The organism is Haloflavibacter putidus (assembly GCF_006546625.1).
In the GTDB taxonomy this organism is placed as follows: Bacteria; Bacteroidota; Bacteroidia; order Flavobacteriales; family Flavobacteriaceae; genus Mesonia; species Mesonia putida.
Genome location: NZ_VIAR01000015.1, coordinates 35,641 through 53,014, shown reverse-complemented (window position 1 = coordinate 53,014; position 17,374 = coordinate 35,641). Strand labels below are relative to the sequence as shown.

14 protein-coding genes are annotated in these 17,374 nt (G+C 35.9%); 10 read left to right on the top strand and 4 right to left on the bottom strand.

Annotated elements, in window-relative coordinates; all coding sequences use genetic code 11:
* Positions 1-403 precede the first annotated feature (403 nt).
* On the top strand, positions 404-3,856 hold the full coding sequence (locus FKR84_RS12400) for a pyruvate carboxylase (RefSeq protein WP_141422638.1): 3,453 nt from the start codon (positions 404-406) through the stop codon (positions 3,854-3,856).
* 452 nt (positions 3,857-4,308) lie between these two features.
* Positions 4,309-4,977, top strand: a complete 669-nt coding sequence (locus FKR84_RS12395; protein ID WP_141422637.1) for a uracil-DNA glycosylase family protein — start codon at positions 4,309-4,311, stop codon at positions 4,975-4,977.
* A gap of 233 nt (positions 4,978-5,210) precedes the next feature.
* Here the strand turns inward: FKR84_RS12395 and FKR84_RS12390 are convergent, their stop codons facing one another.
* The 3 genes from FKR84_RS12390 to FKR84_RS12380 all read right to left on the bottom strand — a co-directional run bounded on the left by FKR84_RS12390 (position 5,211) and on the right by FKR84_RS12380 (position 7,609).
* A complete protein-coding gene (locus FKR84_RS12390; RefSeq protein ID WP_141422636.1) occupies positions 5,211-6,062 on the bottom strand; it encodes an OmpA/MotB family protein in 852 nt (283 codons plus the stop codon).
* A 74-nt stretch (positions 6,063-6,136) separates the two neighbouring features.
* The gene (locus FKR84_RS12385) at positions 6,137-7,141 is read right to left on the bottom strand and encodes a glycosyltransferase family 2 protein (RefSeq protein WP_141422635.1); all 1,005 of its coding nucleotides are present in this window, start codon (positions 7,139-7,141) and stop codon (positions 6,137-6,139) included.
* A gap of 24 nt (positions 7,142-7,165) precedes the next feature.
* On the bottom strand, positions 7,166-7,609 hold the full coding sequence (locus FKR84_RS12380; RefSeq protein WP_141422634.1) for a type I restriction enzyme HsdR N-terminal domain-containing protein: 444 nt from the start codon (positions 7,607-7,609) through the stop codon (positions 7,166-7,168).
* 80 nt (positions 7,610-7,689) lie between these two features.
* Between FKR84_RS12380 and holA the strand changes: the two genes are divergently transcribed.
* The 8 genes from holA to FKR84_RS12340 all read left to right on the top strand — a co-directional run bounded on the left by holA (position 7,690) and on the right by FKR84_RS12340 (position 14,546).
* Positions 7,690-8,694, top strand: coding sequence for a DNA polymerase III subunit delta (gene holA, locus FKR84_RS12375; protein ID WP_141422633.1), 1,005 nt, complete (start codon positions 7,690-7,692; stop codon positions 8,692-8,694).
* 1 nt (position 8,695) lies between these two features.
* Positions 8,696-9,607: a 1,4-dihydroxy-2-naphthoate octaprenyltransferase gene (menA, locus tag FKR84_RS12370; RefSeq protein ID WP_141422632.1), complete on the top strand. Its 912-nt coding sequence runs from the start codon at positions 8,696-8,698 to the stop codon at positions 9,605-9,607.
* Positions 9,608-10,037: 430 nt separating this feature from the next.
* Complete coding sequence (locus FKR84_RS12365) at positions 10,038-10,289, top strand: DUF6364 family protein (protein WP_141422631.1); 252 nt, start codon at positions 10,038-10,040, stop codon at positions 10,287-10,289.
* The gene (locus tag FKR84_RS12360) at positions 10,289-10,711 is read left to right on the top strand and encodes a type II toxin-antitoxin system VapC family toxin (RefSeq protein ID WP_141422630.1); all 423 of its coding nucleotides are present in this window, start codon (positions 10,289-10,291) and stop codon (positions 10,709-10,711) included. The genes FKR84_RS12365 and FKR84_RS12360 overlap by 1 nt, the downstream gene beginning before the upstream one ends.
* Positions 10,712-10,797: 86 nt before the next feature.
* Entirely contained in the window at positions 10,798-11,478 is a 681-nt protein-coding gene (locus tag FKR84_RS12355; protein ID WP_141422629.1) for a metal-dependent hydrolase, read from the top strand.
* A gap of 2 nt (positions 11,479-11,480) precedes the next feature.
* Positions 11,481-12,524, top strand: a complete 1,044-nt coding sequence (gene menC / locus FKR84_RS12350; RefSeq protein ID WP_141422628.1) for an o-succinylbenzoate synthase — start codon at positions 11,481-11,483, stop codon at positions 12,522-12,524.
* Entirely contained in the window at positions 12,524-13,477 is a 954-nt protein-coding gene (locus tag FKR84_RS12345) for a CPBP family intramembrane glutamic endopeptidase (RefSeq protein ID WP_141422627.1), read from the top strand. Before menC ends, FKR84_RS12345 begins: the two co-directional genes overlap by 1 nt.
* Positions 13,467-14,546 carry an AMP-binding protein gene (locus tag FKR84_RS12340; RefSeq protein ID WP_141422626.1) on the top strand — a complete coding sequence of 360 codons (1,080 nt, stop codon included), beginning with the start codon at positions 13,467-13,469 and terminating at the stop codon, positions 14,544-14,546. Before FKR84_RS12345 ends, FKR84_RS12340 begins: the two co-directional genes overlap by 11 nt.
* 1,199 nt (positions 14,547-15,745) lie before the next feature.
* Here the strand turns inward: FKR84_RS12340 and FKR84_RS12335 are convergent.
* A complete protein-coding gene (locus tag FKR84_RS12335; protein ID WP_141422625.1) occupies positions 15,746-17,374 on the bottom strand; it encodes a M1 family metallopeptidase in 1,629 nt (542 codons plus the stop codon).

Below are 17,374 nucleotides of genomic sequence, written 5' to 3'. Positions count from 1 at the left end.
GATAACCAAAAAAATAGACAAAAACTAAAAAACTCAATCCCAAAAACCCAAAAATCAGTAAATTAAAGAAAGTTATAAAACTCACTTTCACTTTCAATTTCAATTTCAAAACAAACTCCCTTCCCTCAGGGAAGGGCTGGGGATGGGATGTACATTTTGAACTTCAACACCAAACTGATCACTAAACACTCAACTTCAATTTCAATTTCAACTTCAATTTCATTTTTTTCACAACTAATCACTCAACACTCAACACTCAACACTAATCACTGATCACTCAACACGCAACTTCATTTTCCCCCGGAAGGTTAAAAAAAAAATAAAGTATCTAGCTAAAACTTCAAAAATACCGATATTGACGCCAACACTTTTTAAACAACTACAAAACCACAAAACACACACCATGAAAATCAATAAAGTACTTGTAGCAAACCGCGGCGAAATTGCAATTAGGATCTTTAGAGCCTGTACAGAAATTGGTCTGCGCACCGTTGGTATCTACACCTTCGAAGACAGATATTCGCTTCACCGGTATAAAGCAGACGAAGCTTACCAAATTGGCGAAGACGACGAGCCATTAAAACCTTATCTAGATATAGACAAGATTATACGCATTGCCAAAGAAAATAATATAGATGCCATACATCCGGGCTACGGATTTTTATCAGAAAATGCTGCTTTTGCCCAAGCTTGCCAAGATAACGATATAATTTTTGTGGGACCAGATGTTTCTATCCTCAAAGCTTTGGGAGACAAAGTTATGGCCAAAAAAGTAGCCATAGACAGCAATGTTCCGGTTATAGAAAGCAATAAAGAAGAATTGTCTTCTGTTGATATTGCGCTAAAAGAAGCAGACAGAATTGGCTATCCGGTTATGTTAAAAGCAGCTTCTGGCGGCGGCGGACGCGGAATGCGTGTTTTACACAACCAAGACGAACTTAAAAAAGCCTATCCGGAGTCTAAACGCGAAGCTGCAAATGCCTTTGGAGACGATACCGTTTTTATAGAAAAGTTTGTAGAAAATCCCAAACACATAGAAATTCAAATTCTAGGAGATCAACACGGCAATTTGGTGCATCTTTTTGAAAGAGATTGCTCGGTACAGCGTCGTTACCAAAAAGTAATAGAAATTGCGCCATCTGTAGAGTTACCGGAAGAGGTTAAAAACAAACTCTACAAATATGCTTTAGATATTGGTAAAGCGGTAAATTATAACAACGCTGGTACGGTAGAGTTTTTGGTAGATCAAGACCAAAGCATCTATTTTATAGAGGTAAATCCGCGTATTCAGGTAGAACATACGGTTACCGAAGTAGTTACTGGAATAGATATTGTAAAATCACAATTATTTATTGCCGGCGGCTATAAATTATCAGATCAGCAAATAAAAATTTACGGCCAGGATAAAGTAAAAACTACCGGCTATGCCGTGCAATGTCGTATTACTACAGAAGATCCTAAAAACGATTTTAAACCGGATTATGGCACAATTACAACCTATCGTAGCGCCAGTGGTTTTGGTATTCGTTTAGATGCCGGTAGCGTTTATCAAGGCGTTTCGGTTTCGCCGTTTTTTGATTCTATGTTAACCAAAATTACCGCTAATAGTCGTACTTTAGACGGTGCTTGCCGTAAAATGCGTCGTGCCTTGGCAGAATTTCGCGTACGTGGTGTAAAAACCAATATGGCGTTTTTAGACAATATTTTAAAAGATGCTACCTTTAGGGAAGGAAAAGTTACTGTAAACTACATTAAAAACACGCCGGAACTTTTTGATATTAAAGAACCCCGAAACCGAGCGACAAAAATGCTCAACTTTTTGGGAGATATTATCGTAAACGGAAATCCGGATGTAAATTTTATAGATCCCAACAAAAAATTAATCAAACCGCAAGTTCCTAAGTACGATAAGCAAGCTGCTTATCCCAAAGGTACTAAAGATCTCTTAACGGAATTAGGACCGGACGAATTTTCTAAATGGCTAAAAAACGAAAAGAAAATTCATTATACAGATACCACAATGCGCGATGCGCACCAAAGTTTGTTGGCTACCAGAATGCGAACCTACGATTTGGAAAAAGTGGCCGAAGGTTTTGCCAAAAACCATCCCGAAGTTTTTAGTATGGAAGTTTGGGGCGGCGCTACTTTTGATGTTTGTATGCGTTTTCTAAAAGAAAATCCGTGGGAGCGTTTGCGTGTTTTGCGCAAAGCCATTCCTAATGTGCTTTTTCAAATGCTTTTACGTGGTTCCAATGGCGTTGGTTACACCGCATATCCAGATAATTTAATAGAGCGTTTTGTAGCTGAAGCTTGGGAAAATGGTGTAGATATTTTTAGAATTTTCGACTCGCAAAACTGGATGCAATCTATTGGGCCGGCAATAGAACACGTGCGCAAGCAAACAAAAGGTATTGCAGAAGGTTCTATGTGTTATACCGGCGATATTTTAGACCCAAAAGCTTCTAAATACGATTTAAATTATTATCTGCAACTAGCAAAAGATATAGAAAATGCCGGTGCACATATTTTGGCAATTAAAGATATGGCGGGCCTTTTAAAACCGTATGCCGCAAAAGAGTTGATTACCGCGCTTAAAGACGAGGTAAATATACCTATTCATTTACATACGCACGACACGTCTTCCATCCAATCTGCTACCTACACCAAAGCTATAGAAGCCGGTGTAGATGTGGTAGATGTTGCTTTGGCAGGATTAAGCGGACTTACCTCACAGCCTAATTTTAACGCAATGGCAGAAAGTATGCGCTACCAAGAGCGTGAAAATAAATTAGACATCAATAAACTTAACGAGTATGCAACCTATTGGTCAGATGTTCGCGAATATTATTATCCGTTTGAGTCCGGATTAAAATCTGGTACTGCAGAGGTTTACAAACACGAAATTCCTGGCGGACAGTATTCTAATTTAATTCCGCAAGCAGAATCTTTAGGTTTAAAAGATCGGTTTACAGAAATTACCGATATGTACGCGCAAGTAAACGAACTTTTTGGTAACGTGATAAAAGTTACGCCAAGTAGTAAAGTAGTGGGAGATATGGCACAATATCTGGTAAGCAACAATCTAAGCATTCAAGAGTTTTTAGAGAAAGGAGATAGCCTTTCCTTTCCGGAATCGGTTAAGAGCTTCTTTAAAGGAGATTTGGGTCAGCCGGTTGGCGGTTTCCCGGAAAAGGTGCAAAAAATTGTATTGCGGGATGAAAAACCATATACAGACAGACCAAACGCACATTTAGAACCAATAGATTTTGATAAAGAATTTGCCGACTTTAAAAAAGAGTTTAAACAAGGTATGGATAGAGAATGGGATATAACAGATTTTCTGTCCTATAAATTGTACCCTAAAGTCTTTACGGAATTGTACGAGCATTACATCAAATACGGTAAAGTGATGCAAATACCTACCAAAAATTTCTTTTACGGAATGCAACCCGGCGAAGAAATAATTGTAGAACTTGACAAAGGAAAAACTCTGTTAATAGAACTCATTTCTATAACCGAAGCAGACGACGAAGGCGAAAAAGCGGTTTTCTTTAAAGTTAACGGACAAACAAGAGCGGCAAATATTAAAGACGAAAGTATTGCCGTAGAGAAAGTGGTACACAAAAAAGTAGATAAAGACAACCCAAAAGAAGTTGGCGCTCCTTTACAAGGTTCGTTAGCATCTATTATGGTAAAAGAAGGCGATGAGGTGCAAAAAAATCAACCACTTTTTGTAATAGAAGCCATGAAAATGGGAACCACCATAACCGCCAACACCAACGGAAAGGTCAAAAAAATACACCTATCCGAAAACACAATGGTTCACAGCGACGATTTGGTAGTAGAAATGGAGTAGAAAAATAAAACTTCGTCTGCGCTCAGTGTGACAAGTAATGTCAGACTGAACGCAATTGTCAGTCTGAGACCCACTACAAAAAATTTGAAAAGTGGCAAAATTGACGTTTCAAAGCAGCGCTTTGCAATCTTTTTCTTCAGTATAAGTTTTGTTTTGCGTTAAAAAGTCTTGAAGCCTTGGAAAGATTTTAGCAAAACAAAACTGGTTTTCAGCTTTGCTGAAAAATACCTTAGAAAAAGCGCCTTTTCTTTTGTTTCGTTTTCTCTTGTATCCGACGAGCAGAGTGAGAGGAATACAAAGCAAAGAAAATGAAAAGAGATTATTTTAAATGCAATATTAAAATCGCTTTAAACCAGTTCTTTATGAAAATATGTCAATGATAGCGCAGTCAAAGACCGTTTAAAAAGTTTAAAACCTCTTAAATAAAACCTCAAAATAGCATTTCAAAACCAATGTTTAAACACCAACACCCTTACAAACCATATATTCCTGAAACTGCTACAAAACTAATAGTTGGCACTTTGCCGCCACCGCGTTTTACCACCGGAGAATTGAAGCCCGGCGATGTAGATTTTTGTTACGGAAGTCGGGACGGACAATTATGGCAAATAATAGATAAGATCTTTGAATTGGATTTAGATTTCGAAAACACAGCAAAAGCCATACAACAGCGCGAAGATTTTTTACATAGACAGAGAATTGGCATTTGCGATATGGTAGAAGTAGCTTATCGCGAAAAAATTGACGCTTCTGACATTGGCATGCAAAAAGCAGAATTGCGGCCGTTAATTCCAATTTTGAAGGAACACAAATCTATACAAACACTTTTATTTACCGGAGGCAATTCTAAAAAAGGGCCGGAGTACTTTTTTAGGAAACACGTAAAAAACTATCCGGAGATAAAATTAAAAACGGTAAACCAATCGGTGCCTAGAATTTATCAATTTCAATTAGAAGAAAATCGTATAATAAAAACCGTTTCTTTAACGGCGCCATCTGGCGCGGCAAATAGGGCAGTGGGAAGTATGGCTTTATATAAAACCTTAAAAAAACAAAACCCCAAAATCAATACTATAGATTTTAGGGTTTTGCAATATGAACCGTATTTTAAAAACTATTAACGTGAATACAATATAATAGCTTTTGCTATTTTAATTCTTTTTCTTCAGTGTAGCTAAGCTTATCCGTAAAGAATTTTTGTCCCCAAATCTATTTGGGGATTGGTTCGTTTTCTCTTGTATCCGACGAGTGAAACGAGAGGAATACAAAGCAAAGAAAATGAACAAAGCTTCTTAAAACGCAATATCTCTAATGATGTCAATATTTACGATTAAGAAGCTATTCAAATTATCATTTAATTTTTAGACGCTTGTTTCATACCATCTTCAATCATTCCAAAGAATTGATCTAATTTAGGCAGAACTACAATTCGTGTTCTTCTGTTTTTGGCTTTTCCTGCAGAAGATTCGTTTCCTGCAACAGGAATATATTCTCCGCGGCCGGCAGCTGTCATACGCGCAGGCTCTACGTTAAATTCGTTTTGTAAAATACGTACGATAGAGGTAGCACGTTTTACAGATAAATCCCAGTTGTCTTCCATACAGCTAGTACTAATTGGGTCTGTATCTGTGTGACCTTCTACCATAAACTCAAAGTCCGGCTTGTTTTTAACTACTTTAGCAACTTTTCCTAATACTTCACGTGCGCGGTTAGAAACTTTATAGCTTCCGCTTTGGAAAAGTAATTTATCAGAAATAGAAACAAATACTACTCCTTTTTCTACGTTTATCTGGATGTCCTCATCATCTAAACTTCCTAAAGCACCTTTTAAACTGGTAACCAATGCCAAAGTAACCGAATCTTTTTTATTGATTGCTTCGCGCATTGTCTTAATTTGCAAGTCTTTTTCTTTAATACTTTCTAAAGAACGCTCTAAATTTTCGGCCCCTTGTTTAGAAAGGGTAGAAAGGTCACTCTGACTTGATAATAAAGCTGCATTGGTGTTTTGCAACGTATTGATTTGTGACTCTAAACTGCTTACTTTATTTTTTTTGTCTTCCAAACAAGAATTTAATTTAACCGTGGCGGTGTTCAATAAATCTTGGGTGTCTTTTTGTTTGTCTTCTAATTCCGCATATTTTTTCTGCGATACGCAAGAAGTTAAAAAGACTGCTGCAAGTGCAGCCAATAAAAAACCTTTTCTCATAACAAGTGATTTAAAAATATTTGATGTTCAAAATTATTAAAATTAGCCTACAAACCGCTTTTATTAACATATTTTTATGGCTTGCTGGATAATTGCTCAAAATAGCGTTTTTTATACAAATAATACGCTATTACTATTGCTTTAAACGCAGGCTGTATATGTTTATTATTATAAGTTTTTCGTTTTTTTAAAAACAATGTAAAATTCCCGTAAAACGAAGCATGGGCTTTTAAAATTGCTAAAAAGTGTCGTGGTTTGCGATCTATTAAAAATTTAATTCCGGCAAGACCGTCTAAAAGCATTCGTAAGAAAATGTACAACCAAACCTTGTTGCCGGGAGTGTTTTTTAATAAATTATACAACGAATTTCTAAAATTTAAATAAGTCTTTTTAGGATGCATGGCGTGCAAAGTTGCGCCGCCAACGTGATATACCGTGCTATTGCCCAAGTAAACTACGCGATAACCTAAATTTTTTACACGCCAACATAAGTCAATTTCTTCTTGATGAGCAAAATAGTCTTCGTCTAATTTTCCGGCTTGCTCAAACACATTTTTTCTTATCGCCAAACAAGCTCCGCTTGCCCAAAAAATTTCGCAAGTATCGTTGTATTGACCTTTGTCTTTTTCTATGGTGTCAAAAATGCGACCTCTGCAAAAAGGATAGCCTAAACGGTCTATAAAACCGCCCGCGGCGCCGGCATATTCAAAATAAGCTTTATTTTTATGGTCTAATAGTTTTGGTTGGGCAGCGCCAAGTTGCAGATCTTCTTTAAAAGCTGCTATAATAGGTATTAACCAATTTTGGGTTACTTCTACATCGCTATTCAGTAAAATAAAAATATCTTCTTCTAATTGTGCTAAGGCTTGATTATAGCCTTTTGCATACCCGCCATTTTTCGCTAAGCAAATTAGTTTTACACTAGAAAATTGGTCTTTTACAAAAGCAACAGAGGCATCTGTAGAGGCGTTGTCTGCTACATAAATACTAGCTTCTGGCGAGTATTTTACCACAGAAGGTAAAAATTTTTCCAGCAAAGCTTTCCCGTTCCAATTTAAAATAACTACCGCTGTTTTCAATGTTTTATAATTTTTAATAGGAAACTAAGCATAAGCAGGAATATCGCGTAAAAACCAATATTTTTCTGCCGTGTAATCTAATCTGCAAAAATAATGATTTATCCCATTGGTGAGCATTAAATAATCTGCTTTTAAAGCTAAATTATAACGTGCAATTTGATCAAAAGTTTCTTGGGTTATCTTTACGGAAGGTGCTTTGCATTCTACAATTAAATTGATTTTTCCGTCCGGCTTAAAACCGACTAAATCATAGCGTTTGCTCAATTTATGCAAACGTATTTCTTTTTCGGCATTTAATAATTGCATGGGATAATTTTTTTCCTTCAGTAAAAATTGAACGCAATGCTGCCGCACCCATTCTTCCGGCGTAAGCACGACAAATTTTTTACGCAAGACATCAAAAATAGCCGTTTTATTTTCCTTACTTTTGAAACGAAAAGTATACGATGGGAAATTTAGTTTTTGCATAATTGCAAGCCAAAAGGTTTAAAGCGCAAACTTACAAAATTTAAAACGAGCCTTTACCGCAGTTGGCGATAAGAAATGATATGGACGACATAAAAAGAATAGTAGCAGATATAGATAAAAGGCAATTAAAGCCAATTTATTTTCTAATGGGCCAAGAGTCTTACTATATAGACCAATTGGCAAATTATATAGAAGAAAATGTGCTTACCGAAGAAGAAAAAGGCTTTAACCAAAGCATCTTGTATGGCAAAGATGTAAGTGTAGACGAGATTATTTCGGCTGCAAAACGCTTCCCGATGATGGCAGAATATCAAGTTATTATTGTTAAAGAAGCGCAGGATTTAAGTAGAAATATAGAAGATTTAATATTGTATTTAAAGCAGATGCAACCTACTACCATTTTGGTTTTTTGCTACAAGTACAAAACCTTAGATAAGCGTAAAAAACTCTACAAAGCCATAAAAGAAAAGGGCGAGGTAGTAGAAAGTAAGCGCTTGTACGATAATCAAATTCCAGATTGGATTAAACGCGTTTTACACGGAAAAAACTATAGCATTTCTCCAAAAGCGGCTATACTTTTGCTAGAATTTTTAGGAACAGATTTGGCAAAAATAAATAACGAACTGCAAAAATTAATGTTGGTTACACCACAAGGTCAGCAAATTACTCCACATATAATTGAAGAAAATATAGGCATTAGCAAAGATTTTAATAATTTTGAATTGCAAAATGCGTTAGGGCAAAAAGACTTTAAAAAAGCTTTTCGTATTATAAACTATTTCTCGCAAAACCCCAAAGAACATCCCGTACAAAAAACTACCCCCTTGCTATATCTTTATTTTTCTAAGTTGCTAAAATACCACGCGCTTAGTGATAAATCTAAATTTAACGCGGCCAAACAATTGGGTATAAATGCCTATTTTGTAAAAGACTATGTGGTTGGTGCCAAAAATTACCCAATGAAAAAAGTAAGCGCTATGATAGAGCAAATTCGTACGATAGATGCCAAGTCTAAGGGCGTTAATGCAGCTTCTGCTACCAACGCAGATTTATTAAAAGAATTACTCATAAACGCCGCCAAATAAAATGACAAAATTAAAAACTTGGATAGCTGCCGCGCGCCTGCGCACCTTGCCGTTGTCTGTTGCCGGTATTTTAATGGGAACCGCCTTGGCAATACAAAGAGGTTTTTTTGATGCAGATATTTTTATTTTGGCATTGCTCACAACCTTAGGCTTACAAATTCTGTCCAATTTTGCAAACGATTATGGAGACGGCATAAAAGGTACCGATAATCACGAGCGGGTGGGGCCAATGCGCGCTTTGCAAAGCGGTATTATCACGCACCAAGAAATGAAAATAGGAATGATTATTACTTCGGTAATAACTTTAATTTTTGCCATCGCCCTCATTTATGCGGCTTTCGGGAAAGATAATTTTTTATTTTCGCTTATCTTTTTTCTTTTAGGAATCAGCGCGTTGGCGGCTTCTATAAAATATACGGTAGGAAAATCTGCTTACGGCTATCGCGGTTTGGGAGATTTGTTTGTATTTCTGTTTTTTGGTCTACTTAGCGTGATTGGTAGCTATATTTTATATACCGAAGCATTTTGGTTTCCCAGCGTTTTACAAGCCATTAGCATAGGTTTGCTTAGTACGGCGGTTTTAAATTTAAACAATATGCGCGATCGCATTAGCGATAAAAATGCCGGAAAAAATACCTTGGTTGTAAAACTTGGCGCAAAGCGAGCAAAAAACTATCATTATAGCTTGATTGTAATCGCTGCAATATCTGCTTTAGTATATATTGTTTTGGTGCAAAATTGGTGGTTAACAATAAGCCTTTTGGCATTTATACCCTTATTTATTCATCTAAAAAAAGTTTCCAAAACTAAAGACCCGGCAACATTAGACCCCGAATTAAAAAAAGTGGCCATAAGCACATTTCTTTATGCTGTTTTATTTTTAATAATCTCTACGCTCGCTGGCGGAATTTAATAAAGTAGCTCAATATCACGCTGCTCATAATCGAAAAAGCGCAAGTTGTCAATCCAAACAGAGCCGAAGATCGTTTTTTAAAAACGCGAGTTCGATATAAGATTTAAATTATTTTCTTCTTTTTCTTCCGTATAGCTAAACTTTTCCGTAAAGAATTTTCTACTGCGCTACCATTGACGTATTTCATAAAGAACTAATTTAAAGCGATTTTAATATTGCCGTTTTTCAAATTTTTTTGTAGTGAATCTCAAACTGACATATTCACTAACTTCAAAATGCTGGTTATTAACTAAATAAATACGTAATATATGGCGGCATCTATAATGCTAAGTAGCAATAAGCTAGGGAGGACGTGTTTTTAGATAAAAAATTACACGTGCAATAATATAAATCTTTACCTTTGTTTTATTAATCATTCAAGGCATTGGAAATGAATACAAAACTCACTTTAACAATAGAGCAAGAAGTTATTAAAAGAGCTAAAAAGTACGCTAAAGATAAAAACAGAAGTTTATCTGATATTATTGAAAACTACCTAAAAACGCTTACAAAAGAAGAAAAGCATAGAGAATCAAAAAAATTAAACCCTATCGTAAAATCTTTAAAAGGTTCGTTTAAAATGCCTAAAAACATGGACTATCAGAAAGAACTTAGAAACCGCTTAGAAGAAAAATATTTATAATGGATAAGGTTTTAATCAATACGGATGTAATATTAGATTTCTTCTTTGACCGTGAACCTTTTGCCGAATTTGCCACAGAAATTTTAAATCGTTGCGAAGAGAAAAAGATAAACGGATTTACAACACCGGTTATAATTTGCAATGTGTATTATTTATTAAGAAAAACGGCAAAACATCAGTTGGTAATAGAAAAAATTAAACAGCTTTTAAGCATAATAGAAATCACAGAAATGAATAAAGACGTTGTTTTGGAAGCTCTTAATTCGGAGTTTAAAGATTTTGAAGATGCCTTACAAAACTTTTCTGCCGCTCAAAACAGCACGATAACTATTATTCTAACCAGAAATATAAAAGATTTCAAAAAAAGTGGTTTAGCTATATTAACACCAGAAACCTATTTGAAAGGAAAAGCCAGGGACTAAAAACTGTTATTTTCTTGTGAATTTTTAAGAAATTCAATACAATTTTTTTACTTTCAGCAGAGCAACCACATTTAAAAAGATACCTTATGAAAATTATATTTTATGGGCAAAACGCCTTAGGAATAGAGACAGAAGGAACCCACCTTGTTGTAGATCCGTTTATTACAGGAAACGATCTTGCAAAAGATAAGATAGATATCAATAAAATAAAAGCAGATTATATTCTCCTAACCCACGCGCACCAAGACCATATTTTAGATGCAGAAGCTATTGCAAAAAATACAGGAGCAACCATTATTAGCAACTTTGAAATTGCTAACCACTACGAAGAAAAAGGTTTTGAAGTGCACCCAATGAACCACGGCGGGAAATGGAAATTTGATTTTGGAACGGTAAAATATGTAAACGCTATTCATACCAGTTCTTTTCCGGATGGTAGCTATGGCGGACAACCAGGCGGTTTTGTGATAGAAACTAAAGAGAGAAATATCTATATTGCCGGCGATACAGCGCTAACAATGGATATGAAACTTATCCCAATGCGAACCAAATTAGATTTGGCCGTTTTACCAATTGGCGATAATTTTACAATGGGCGTAGACGACGCTATTATCGCAAGCGAGTATATTGAGTGCAATCGGATTTTAGGTTGTCATTACGATACTTTTGGTTTTATAGAAATTGACCATAAATTAGCCAAAGATAAATTCGAAATGAAAAATAAAGAGTTATTATTGCCGGAAATTGGTCAAAGTATCGAAGTCTAAATATGAAAGCAACTTACAAACAACATAACTTACAATTTAAACGCCCCAGCGGAACTTCCCGGGGCGTTCTGCATACCAAAGAATCCTGGTTTTTGATTTTACGGGATAATAACAAAATTGGAATAGGCGAGTGCGGACTTCTACGCGGGTTGAGCATAGACGATAAGCCGGATTATGAACAAAAATTGCAGTGGCTCTGTAAAAATATTCAGCGAGATAAAGGTGAACTTTTGCAAGAATTAAGACATTACCCTTCTATTCAGTTTGGATTGGAAATGGCCTTACAATCCTTAAAAGCAGAAAATCCTATGCAGTTATTTCCTTCAGCCTTTACGGAAGGAAAAGCGAAAATTCCAATTAACGGCTTGATTTGGATGGGAGAAAAAAGCTTTATGAAAGAGCAAATTGAAGAGAAAATAGAACAAGGCTTTCATTGTATCAAACTAAAAATTGGCGCAATAGACTTTGAAAAAGAAGTAGAATTGCTGCAATACATTCGAAAAGAATTTTCCGCGAAAGCGATAGAATTACGCGTAGATGCAAACGGCGCTTTTCATCCTGACCAAGCTTTAGAAAAATTAAAGCGTTTAAGCGAATTGGATTTGCACAGCATTGAACAACCTATAAAACAAGACCAAGCAGAAGAAATGGCTAGACTTTGCCAAGAAACACCCTTACCAATTGCTTTGGATGAAGAATTGATTGGCATTGTAAATAAAACCGAAAAGGAGCAACTTTTAACCCAAATAAAGCCGCAATATATAATTTTAAAACCAAGTTTGGTGGGCGGTTTTGCAGCTTCTGACGAGTGGATAAACGCCGCCGAAAAGCATAAAATTGGTTGGTGGATTACCAGCGCTTTAGAAAGTAATATTGGGCTAAATGCTATTGCGCAATTTACTTATCAAAAAGATACTAATTTACCGCAAGGCTTGGGTACAGGCAGTTTATATACCAATAATATCACCGCGCCTTTAGAGGTGAAAAAAGAATTTCTAACCTATAATCCTCAAAAAAACTGGGATTTACAATCTATTATTAATTAATGTTTATAGCACAAACACAAAAGTATGCCCACGATTTTTGGCGGTATTTAATTGGTTCTTTAATGGTTATCGTAGCTTCCACAATTGGACAAATTCCTTTGGGGGTCGCGCTGTTTTTTTCGGAAAACGGTAATATGTTGGGGAAAACCCAAAAAGAATTAATGGCGGGATTACCGCCTAATTTATTAACTTTTTTATTGCTTCTCTCTTTTGCCGTAGGCTTTGTAGGCTTGTATCTTGCTCTAAGAGTATTGCATAAACAACCGTTTAGAACCTTGACCAGCCCTGGGAAAAAGTTAGATATAAAACGTATTTTATTCGGTTTTTCGCTTATCGCGATTTTTACGGTTGTAACCACTTTTATGGATTATAACTCTAACCCGGAAGATTATGTGGTCAACTTTCAACTAGTGCCATTTTTAATTCTTTTGGTTATTGCGGTCATTATGGTTCCCATTCAAACTAGTCTGGAAGAATACGTTTTTAGAGGTTATTTAATGCAAGGTTTTGGAATGTTAGCCAAAAATAGATGGTTTCCGCTTTTAATGACTTCGCTGATTTTTGGCGGTTTGCATTTTTTTAATCCGGAAGTTGGGAAGCTGGGAAACACCGTAATGTTGTTTTACATAGGAACCGGTTTGTTTTTAGGAATTATAACCTTAATGGACGATAGAATGGAACTCGCCCTTGGTTTTCACGCCGGGAATAATTTGATAGGCATTTTGTTGGTAACAGCAGATTGGACGGCCTTCCAATCGGAATCTATTTTAAAAGATGTTTCGGAGCCTTCGGCCGGTTTTCAGGTGGTTTTGCCGGTGTTTATTATTTATCCGTTGTTTTTATGGATAATGGCCAAGGTATATAAATGGGACAATTGGAAAGAAAGATTGCTTGGTAAAATAGAACCAATCCCTTCCGTGGAAACGAAAAATAAACTGGACGATGAATTTTAAAGTGCATCCGGAATTTAAGCTTAACGGAAAAATCTATTCCGAAAAAAACTTGTTGGATTTTGCGCAAGAGTTATCTAATGCAGACACGGTTTTTGAACAAGAAACAGGTAGTTTTATTGTAGATTTTCTGAATGAAAAAGATACTATTTTAGTGCAAACTTCCGGTTCTACCGGCACGCCAAAAAAAATAGAAGTCGGTAAGCAACAAATGCTAAACAGCGCGGAAGCAACTGGCAATTTTTTTGACTTACCACCCAAAACAACTGCTATTCTCTGTATGCCGGTAAGTTATATTGCAGGAAAATTAATGTTGGTACGAGCTATGCATTTGGGCTGGCAATTAGACACATATACGCCGGCCGGCAATCCGTTAAAAAATGTAGATAAAACCTATGATTTTGCGGCAATGACGCCTTTTCAAGTAGCGCGCTCGCTAAAAAACCTCTACAAAATAAAAAAACTCATTATTGGTGGCGGCGCTATTGCTACTTCTTTACGGAAAAAATTGCAAGAGGTTTCAACTATTATTTACGAAACTTACGGAATGACCGAGACGCTTACGCATATTGCCGCCAAAAAAGTAAACCATAAACAAGCAAAAGAAGAAGTGCCGTTTACGGTTTTGCCAAACGTAGAAATAAGTCAAAATAAAGAAAACTGCTTGTGTATTTATGCCCCAAAAGTAAACCCTGGTAAAATACAAACCACCGATGTGATTGAATTGGTAGATAAACAGCATTTCTATTGGAAAGGTCGCGCAGACAATGTGATTAACTCAGGCGGGGTAAAAATTCATCCGGAAGAAGTAGAGCGCAAATTGTCTAAAATTTTGAGTCGTCGGTTTTTTATTGCAGGTTTACCCAATCAAGATTTAGGAGAAAAAGTTGTTTTATTTATGGAAGGTTTACCAGAGAAAGAAAATAAAAACAATTTAGAAAATAAAATTAAAGAATTGCCTTCGCTTAAAAAGTACGAAATCCCCAAAGCGATTATCTGGTTAAAAACTTTTGAAGAAACCCACACCGGGAAAATAAACCGCCCAAAAACAATCCAAAAAATTGAACAATAAAAGACTCGTTAAAAACGAGCACTAGCGCGTTGTTTAAAAAATTTTATAACCTTCCAAAATATCCTGCAGGGTTTTTCCAACCCTGTAGGTATCTCAAAAAGAACACTTCTTCCTGAATAGAAAGTATATGGAAGCTATTTTAAACACGCTCGATCATAATAAAGCACTCGTTACAAACGAGCGCTAAAACGTTTTAAAAAAACCTTTACAACCTCCTAAAATATCCTGCAGGGTTTTTCCAACCCTGTAAGCATCTCAAAAAGAATGCTTTTCGTGGTGTAGCAAACTGTAGATGTTATTTTTAAACGCTGGTAATAAACCAATTTTAAAAATCGAGCGCTAACGCCGACAAACTCGGTAAAAAAACCTACAGGGTTTTGGAAACCCTGCAGGTATGTTCAAAAGCGCATATTTTTTATTTAAAAAAAATATCTAGAAACTATTTTAAACCGGCATTTTAGCATTACTACCTATAAACCACGCGTTACAGACAGGCGCTAGCACATTGTTTAAAAAAGTTTTTCGAACTCTGTAGGTATCTTAAAAAGATTACTTTTTAAGTCATAAGAATATTTTTAAACGCTGATAATAAACCACTCTATAAATCGAGTGCTAGCGTAGGCGAAACAAGAACCAAACAGTAAATACCTATTCTAATTATTTTTAAACTCGTTGATAAAAATAGAAACAGCAGAAGCAATTAAAATTATGCCTGCCGCAAGGGATAGCCAAAAATCATTTGATTGAAAACTAATATTTGCAAAATCGTAATTAAGTACAATTAAAAACATTGCAAGTATAACTAGTATTGCAGTGGAATTTCGTTTAAACATAGGTTTGTTTTTAGGAACTAATCTGCTTAAATATAAGAAATCTAGTTGAAATAAGCAGAATTCTTGTTTAAAAACTAGTTTACATCCAAATTCTTCCTACAGGTTTTTTCGAACCCTGTAAGTATATCCAAAAGAATACTTTATGACCTTCTAAAATATCCTGCAGGGTTTTTCCAACCCTGTAGGTATCTCAAAAAGAATGCTTTTCGTGGTGTAGAAAATTTAGATGTTACTTTTAAACGCTGATAATAAAACAATTTTTAAAATCGAGCGCTAACGTAGGCAAACGCGATAAAAAAACCTACAGGGTTTTGGAAACCCTGCAGGTTGATAGCGTCGTGAAGCTTACAAACAAGCTTGCTAATTTTAATTTTTCTTTACTTCTACATAAAACCTATCTAAATCAACTTCAATTTTTTCCAAATCTGTTGTGGAAGCCAAGATTTGCCATTCTTTGGTTGGATAAATACGTTTTTGTTTACCATATAGTTTTAGATCCAACGGCATTTCAAAGTTTTCTGCCTTAGCTTCCCATCGGTATTGTATTTTACCGTTTTCTTTACGGAAAACAATCTGCGGAACTTGGGTATATCGTAAATACTGATTAAAAATAGGCGTTAACTCTGCCTGCGTCCGACTTTCAAAAAAGTTTACTACTTCTTTGGTATTGGTTATTTGGTGTTTAAATTCTGTATGAAAATCTTTTAAAAGTTGCCACCATTTAGCATCGTCGTTTATCACACTGCGGATGTTGTTTAGCATATTGGCACCTTTATAATACATATCGCCCGAACCTTCACTGTTTACGCCATAATCGCCAATTATAGGAATGTCGTTGGCAATGCCTCTTCTCGTACCGCGAGTGTAGGCTAAGCCATCTTCTTTACCCCACTGGCATTCTACAAATACAGCTTCCGAATAAGCGGTAAAACTTTCGTGAATCCACATATCTGCAATATCCGAAGCGGTTATACTATTCCCAAACCACTCGTGGGCAGACTCGTGAATGATGATAAAATCCCAACGTAAACCAATTCCGGTGCCGGACAAATCACGTCCCATATACCCGTTTTTAAAAGCATTGCCATAAGCTACTGCACTTTGGTGCTCCATTCCCAAATGCGGACTTTCAACCAGTTTATATGAATCTTCCGGAAAGGGGTAAGGTCCAAATTTTTCGTAAAAACAAGCCATCATAGGTTTTACTTGCTCAAATTGTTTTTTGGCGGCTTCTAAATTATAGGAAAGCACATAATATTCTAAATCTAAATCTTTGTATTGGTCAGAAAAATGCATATAATCGCCTACGTTAAGAATTATATTATAATTATTGATAGGATTTTTTACCAGCCAATCAAACTGTTTAAAACCGTTTTTTAAATTTTGCTCGCCGGTTAACCTTCCGTTAGAAACTCCCATTAGATTTTCTGGAACAATTAAATGAATTTCGGTAGTTTCCGGTTCGTCGCTTTGGTGATCTTTGTTAGGATACCATAAACTGGCGCCGGTGCCTTGTACAGCTACGCTTACCCAATCTTTTCCGTTTTTGTCTTTGTTAAAAATAAAACCGCCGTCCCAAGGTGGGTTTTTGGCAATTTTCGGTTTACCCGAAAAGTAAAAGTTGACTTCTTCTATATTACCTGGATTTAGGGCTTTAGGAAAATCTATAAAAACAGCATTATACTCACGTGCAAAAATCAATTTCTGATTTTTATATATAATTGAATCGACTTGCATATTGGCAAATAAGTCGAGTTGCATCCGCGGAAGCGAGTCTAAAACTTTAAAACGTATTTTATTGTTACCGCTAATAAATTTTTTGTTTGGTTCTACTTTTACGCTTAAATCGTATTCTAAAACGTCAAAATTACTGCGTTCGGCGCGTAAAGAACCGCGAAGTGTATCTGCCCGGGTATAGGTTTCTTTGTTGCTAAGGACTTGCGCCTCTGCAAAAGAAGCAAACACCAGAAATAATAAAAAATAAGCTAAGCGCAT

Bases quoted from the DNA above. Each gene is read 5' to 3' on its own strand.
- menA (WP_141422632.1), top strand. From the start codon at position 8,696: ATGACAAAATTAAAAACTTGGATAGCTGCCGCGCGCCTGCGCACCTTG.
- FKR84_RS12380 (WP_141422634.1), bottom strand. From the start codon at position 7,609: ATGCAAAAACTAAATTTCCCATCGTATACTTTTCGTTTCAAAAGTAAG.
- FKR84_RS12395 (WP_141422637.1), top strand. From the start codon at position 4,309: ATGTTTAAACACCAACACCCTTACAAACCATATATTCCTGAAACTGCT.
- FKR84_RS12345 (WP_141422627.1), top strand. From the start codon at position 12,524: ATGTTTATAGCACAAACACAAAAGTATGCCCACGATTTTTGGCGGTAT.
- menC (WP_141422628.1), top strand. From the start codon at position 11,481: ATGAAAGCAACTTACAAACAACATAACTTACAATTTAAACGCCCCAGC.
- holA (WP_141422633.1), top strand. From the start codon at position 7,690: ATGGACGACATAAAAAGAATAGTAGCAGATATAGATAAAAGGCAATTA.
- FKR84_RS12400 (WP_141422638.1), top strand. From the start codon at position 404: ATGAAAATCAATAAAGTACTTGTAGCAAACCGCGGCGAAATTGCAATT.
- FKR84_RS12335 (WP_141422625.1), bottom strand. From the start codon at position 17,374: ATGCGCTTAGCTTATTTTTTATTATTTCTGGTGTTTGCTTCTTTTGCA.
- FKR84_RS12340 (WP_141422626.1), top strand. From the start codon at position 13,467: ATGAATTTTAAAGTGCATCCGGAATTTAAGCTTAACGGAAAAATCTAT.
- FKR84_RS12355 (WP_141422629.1), top strand. From the start codon at position 10,798: ATGAAAATTATATTTTATGGGCAAAACGCCTTAGGAATAGAGACAGAA.
- FKR84_RS12360 (WP_141422630.1), top strand. From the start codon at position 10,289: ATGGATAAGGTTTTAATCAATACGGATGTAATATTAGATTTCTTCTTT.
- FKR84_RS12365 (WP_141422631.1), top strand. From the start codon at position 10,038: ATGAATACAAAACTCACTTTAACAATAGAGCAAGAAGTTATTAAAAGA.
- FKR84_RS12390 (WP_141422636.1), bottom strand. From the start codon at position 6,062: ATGAGAAAAGGTTTTTTATTGGCTGCACTTGCAGCAGTCTTTTTAACT.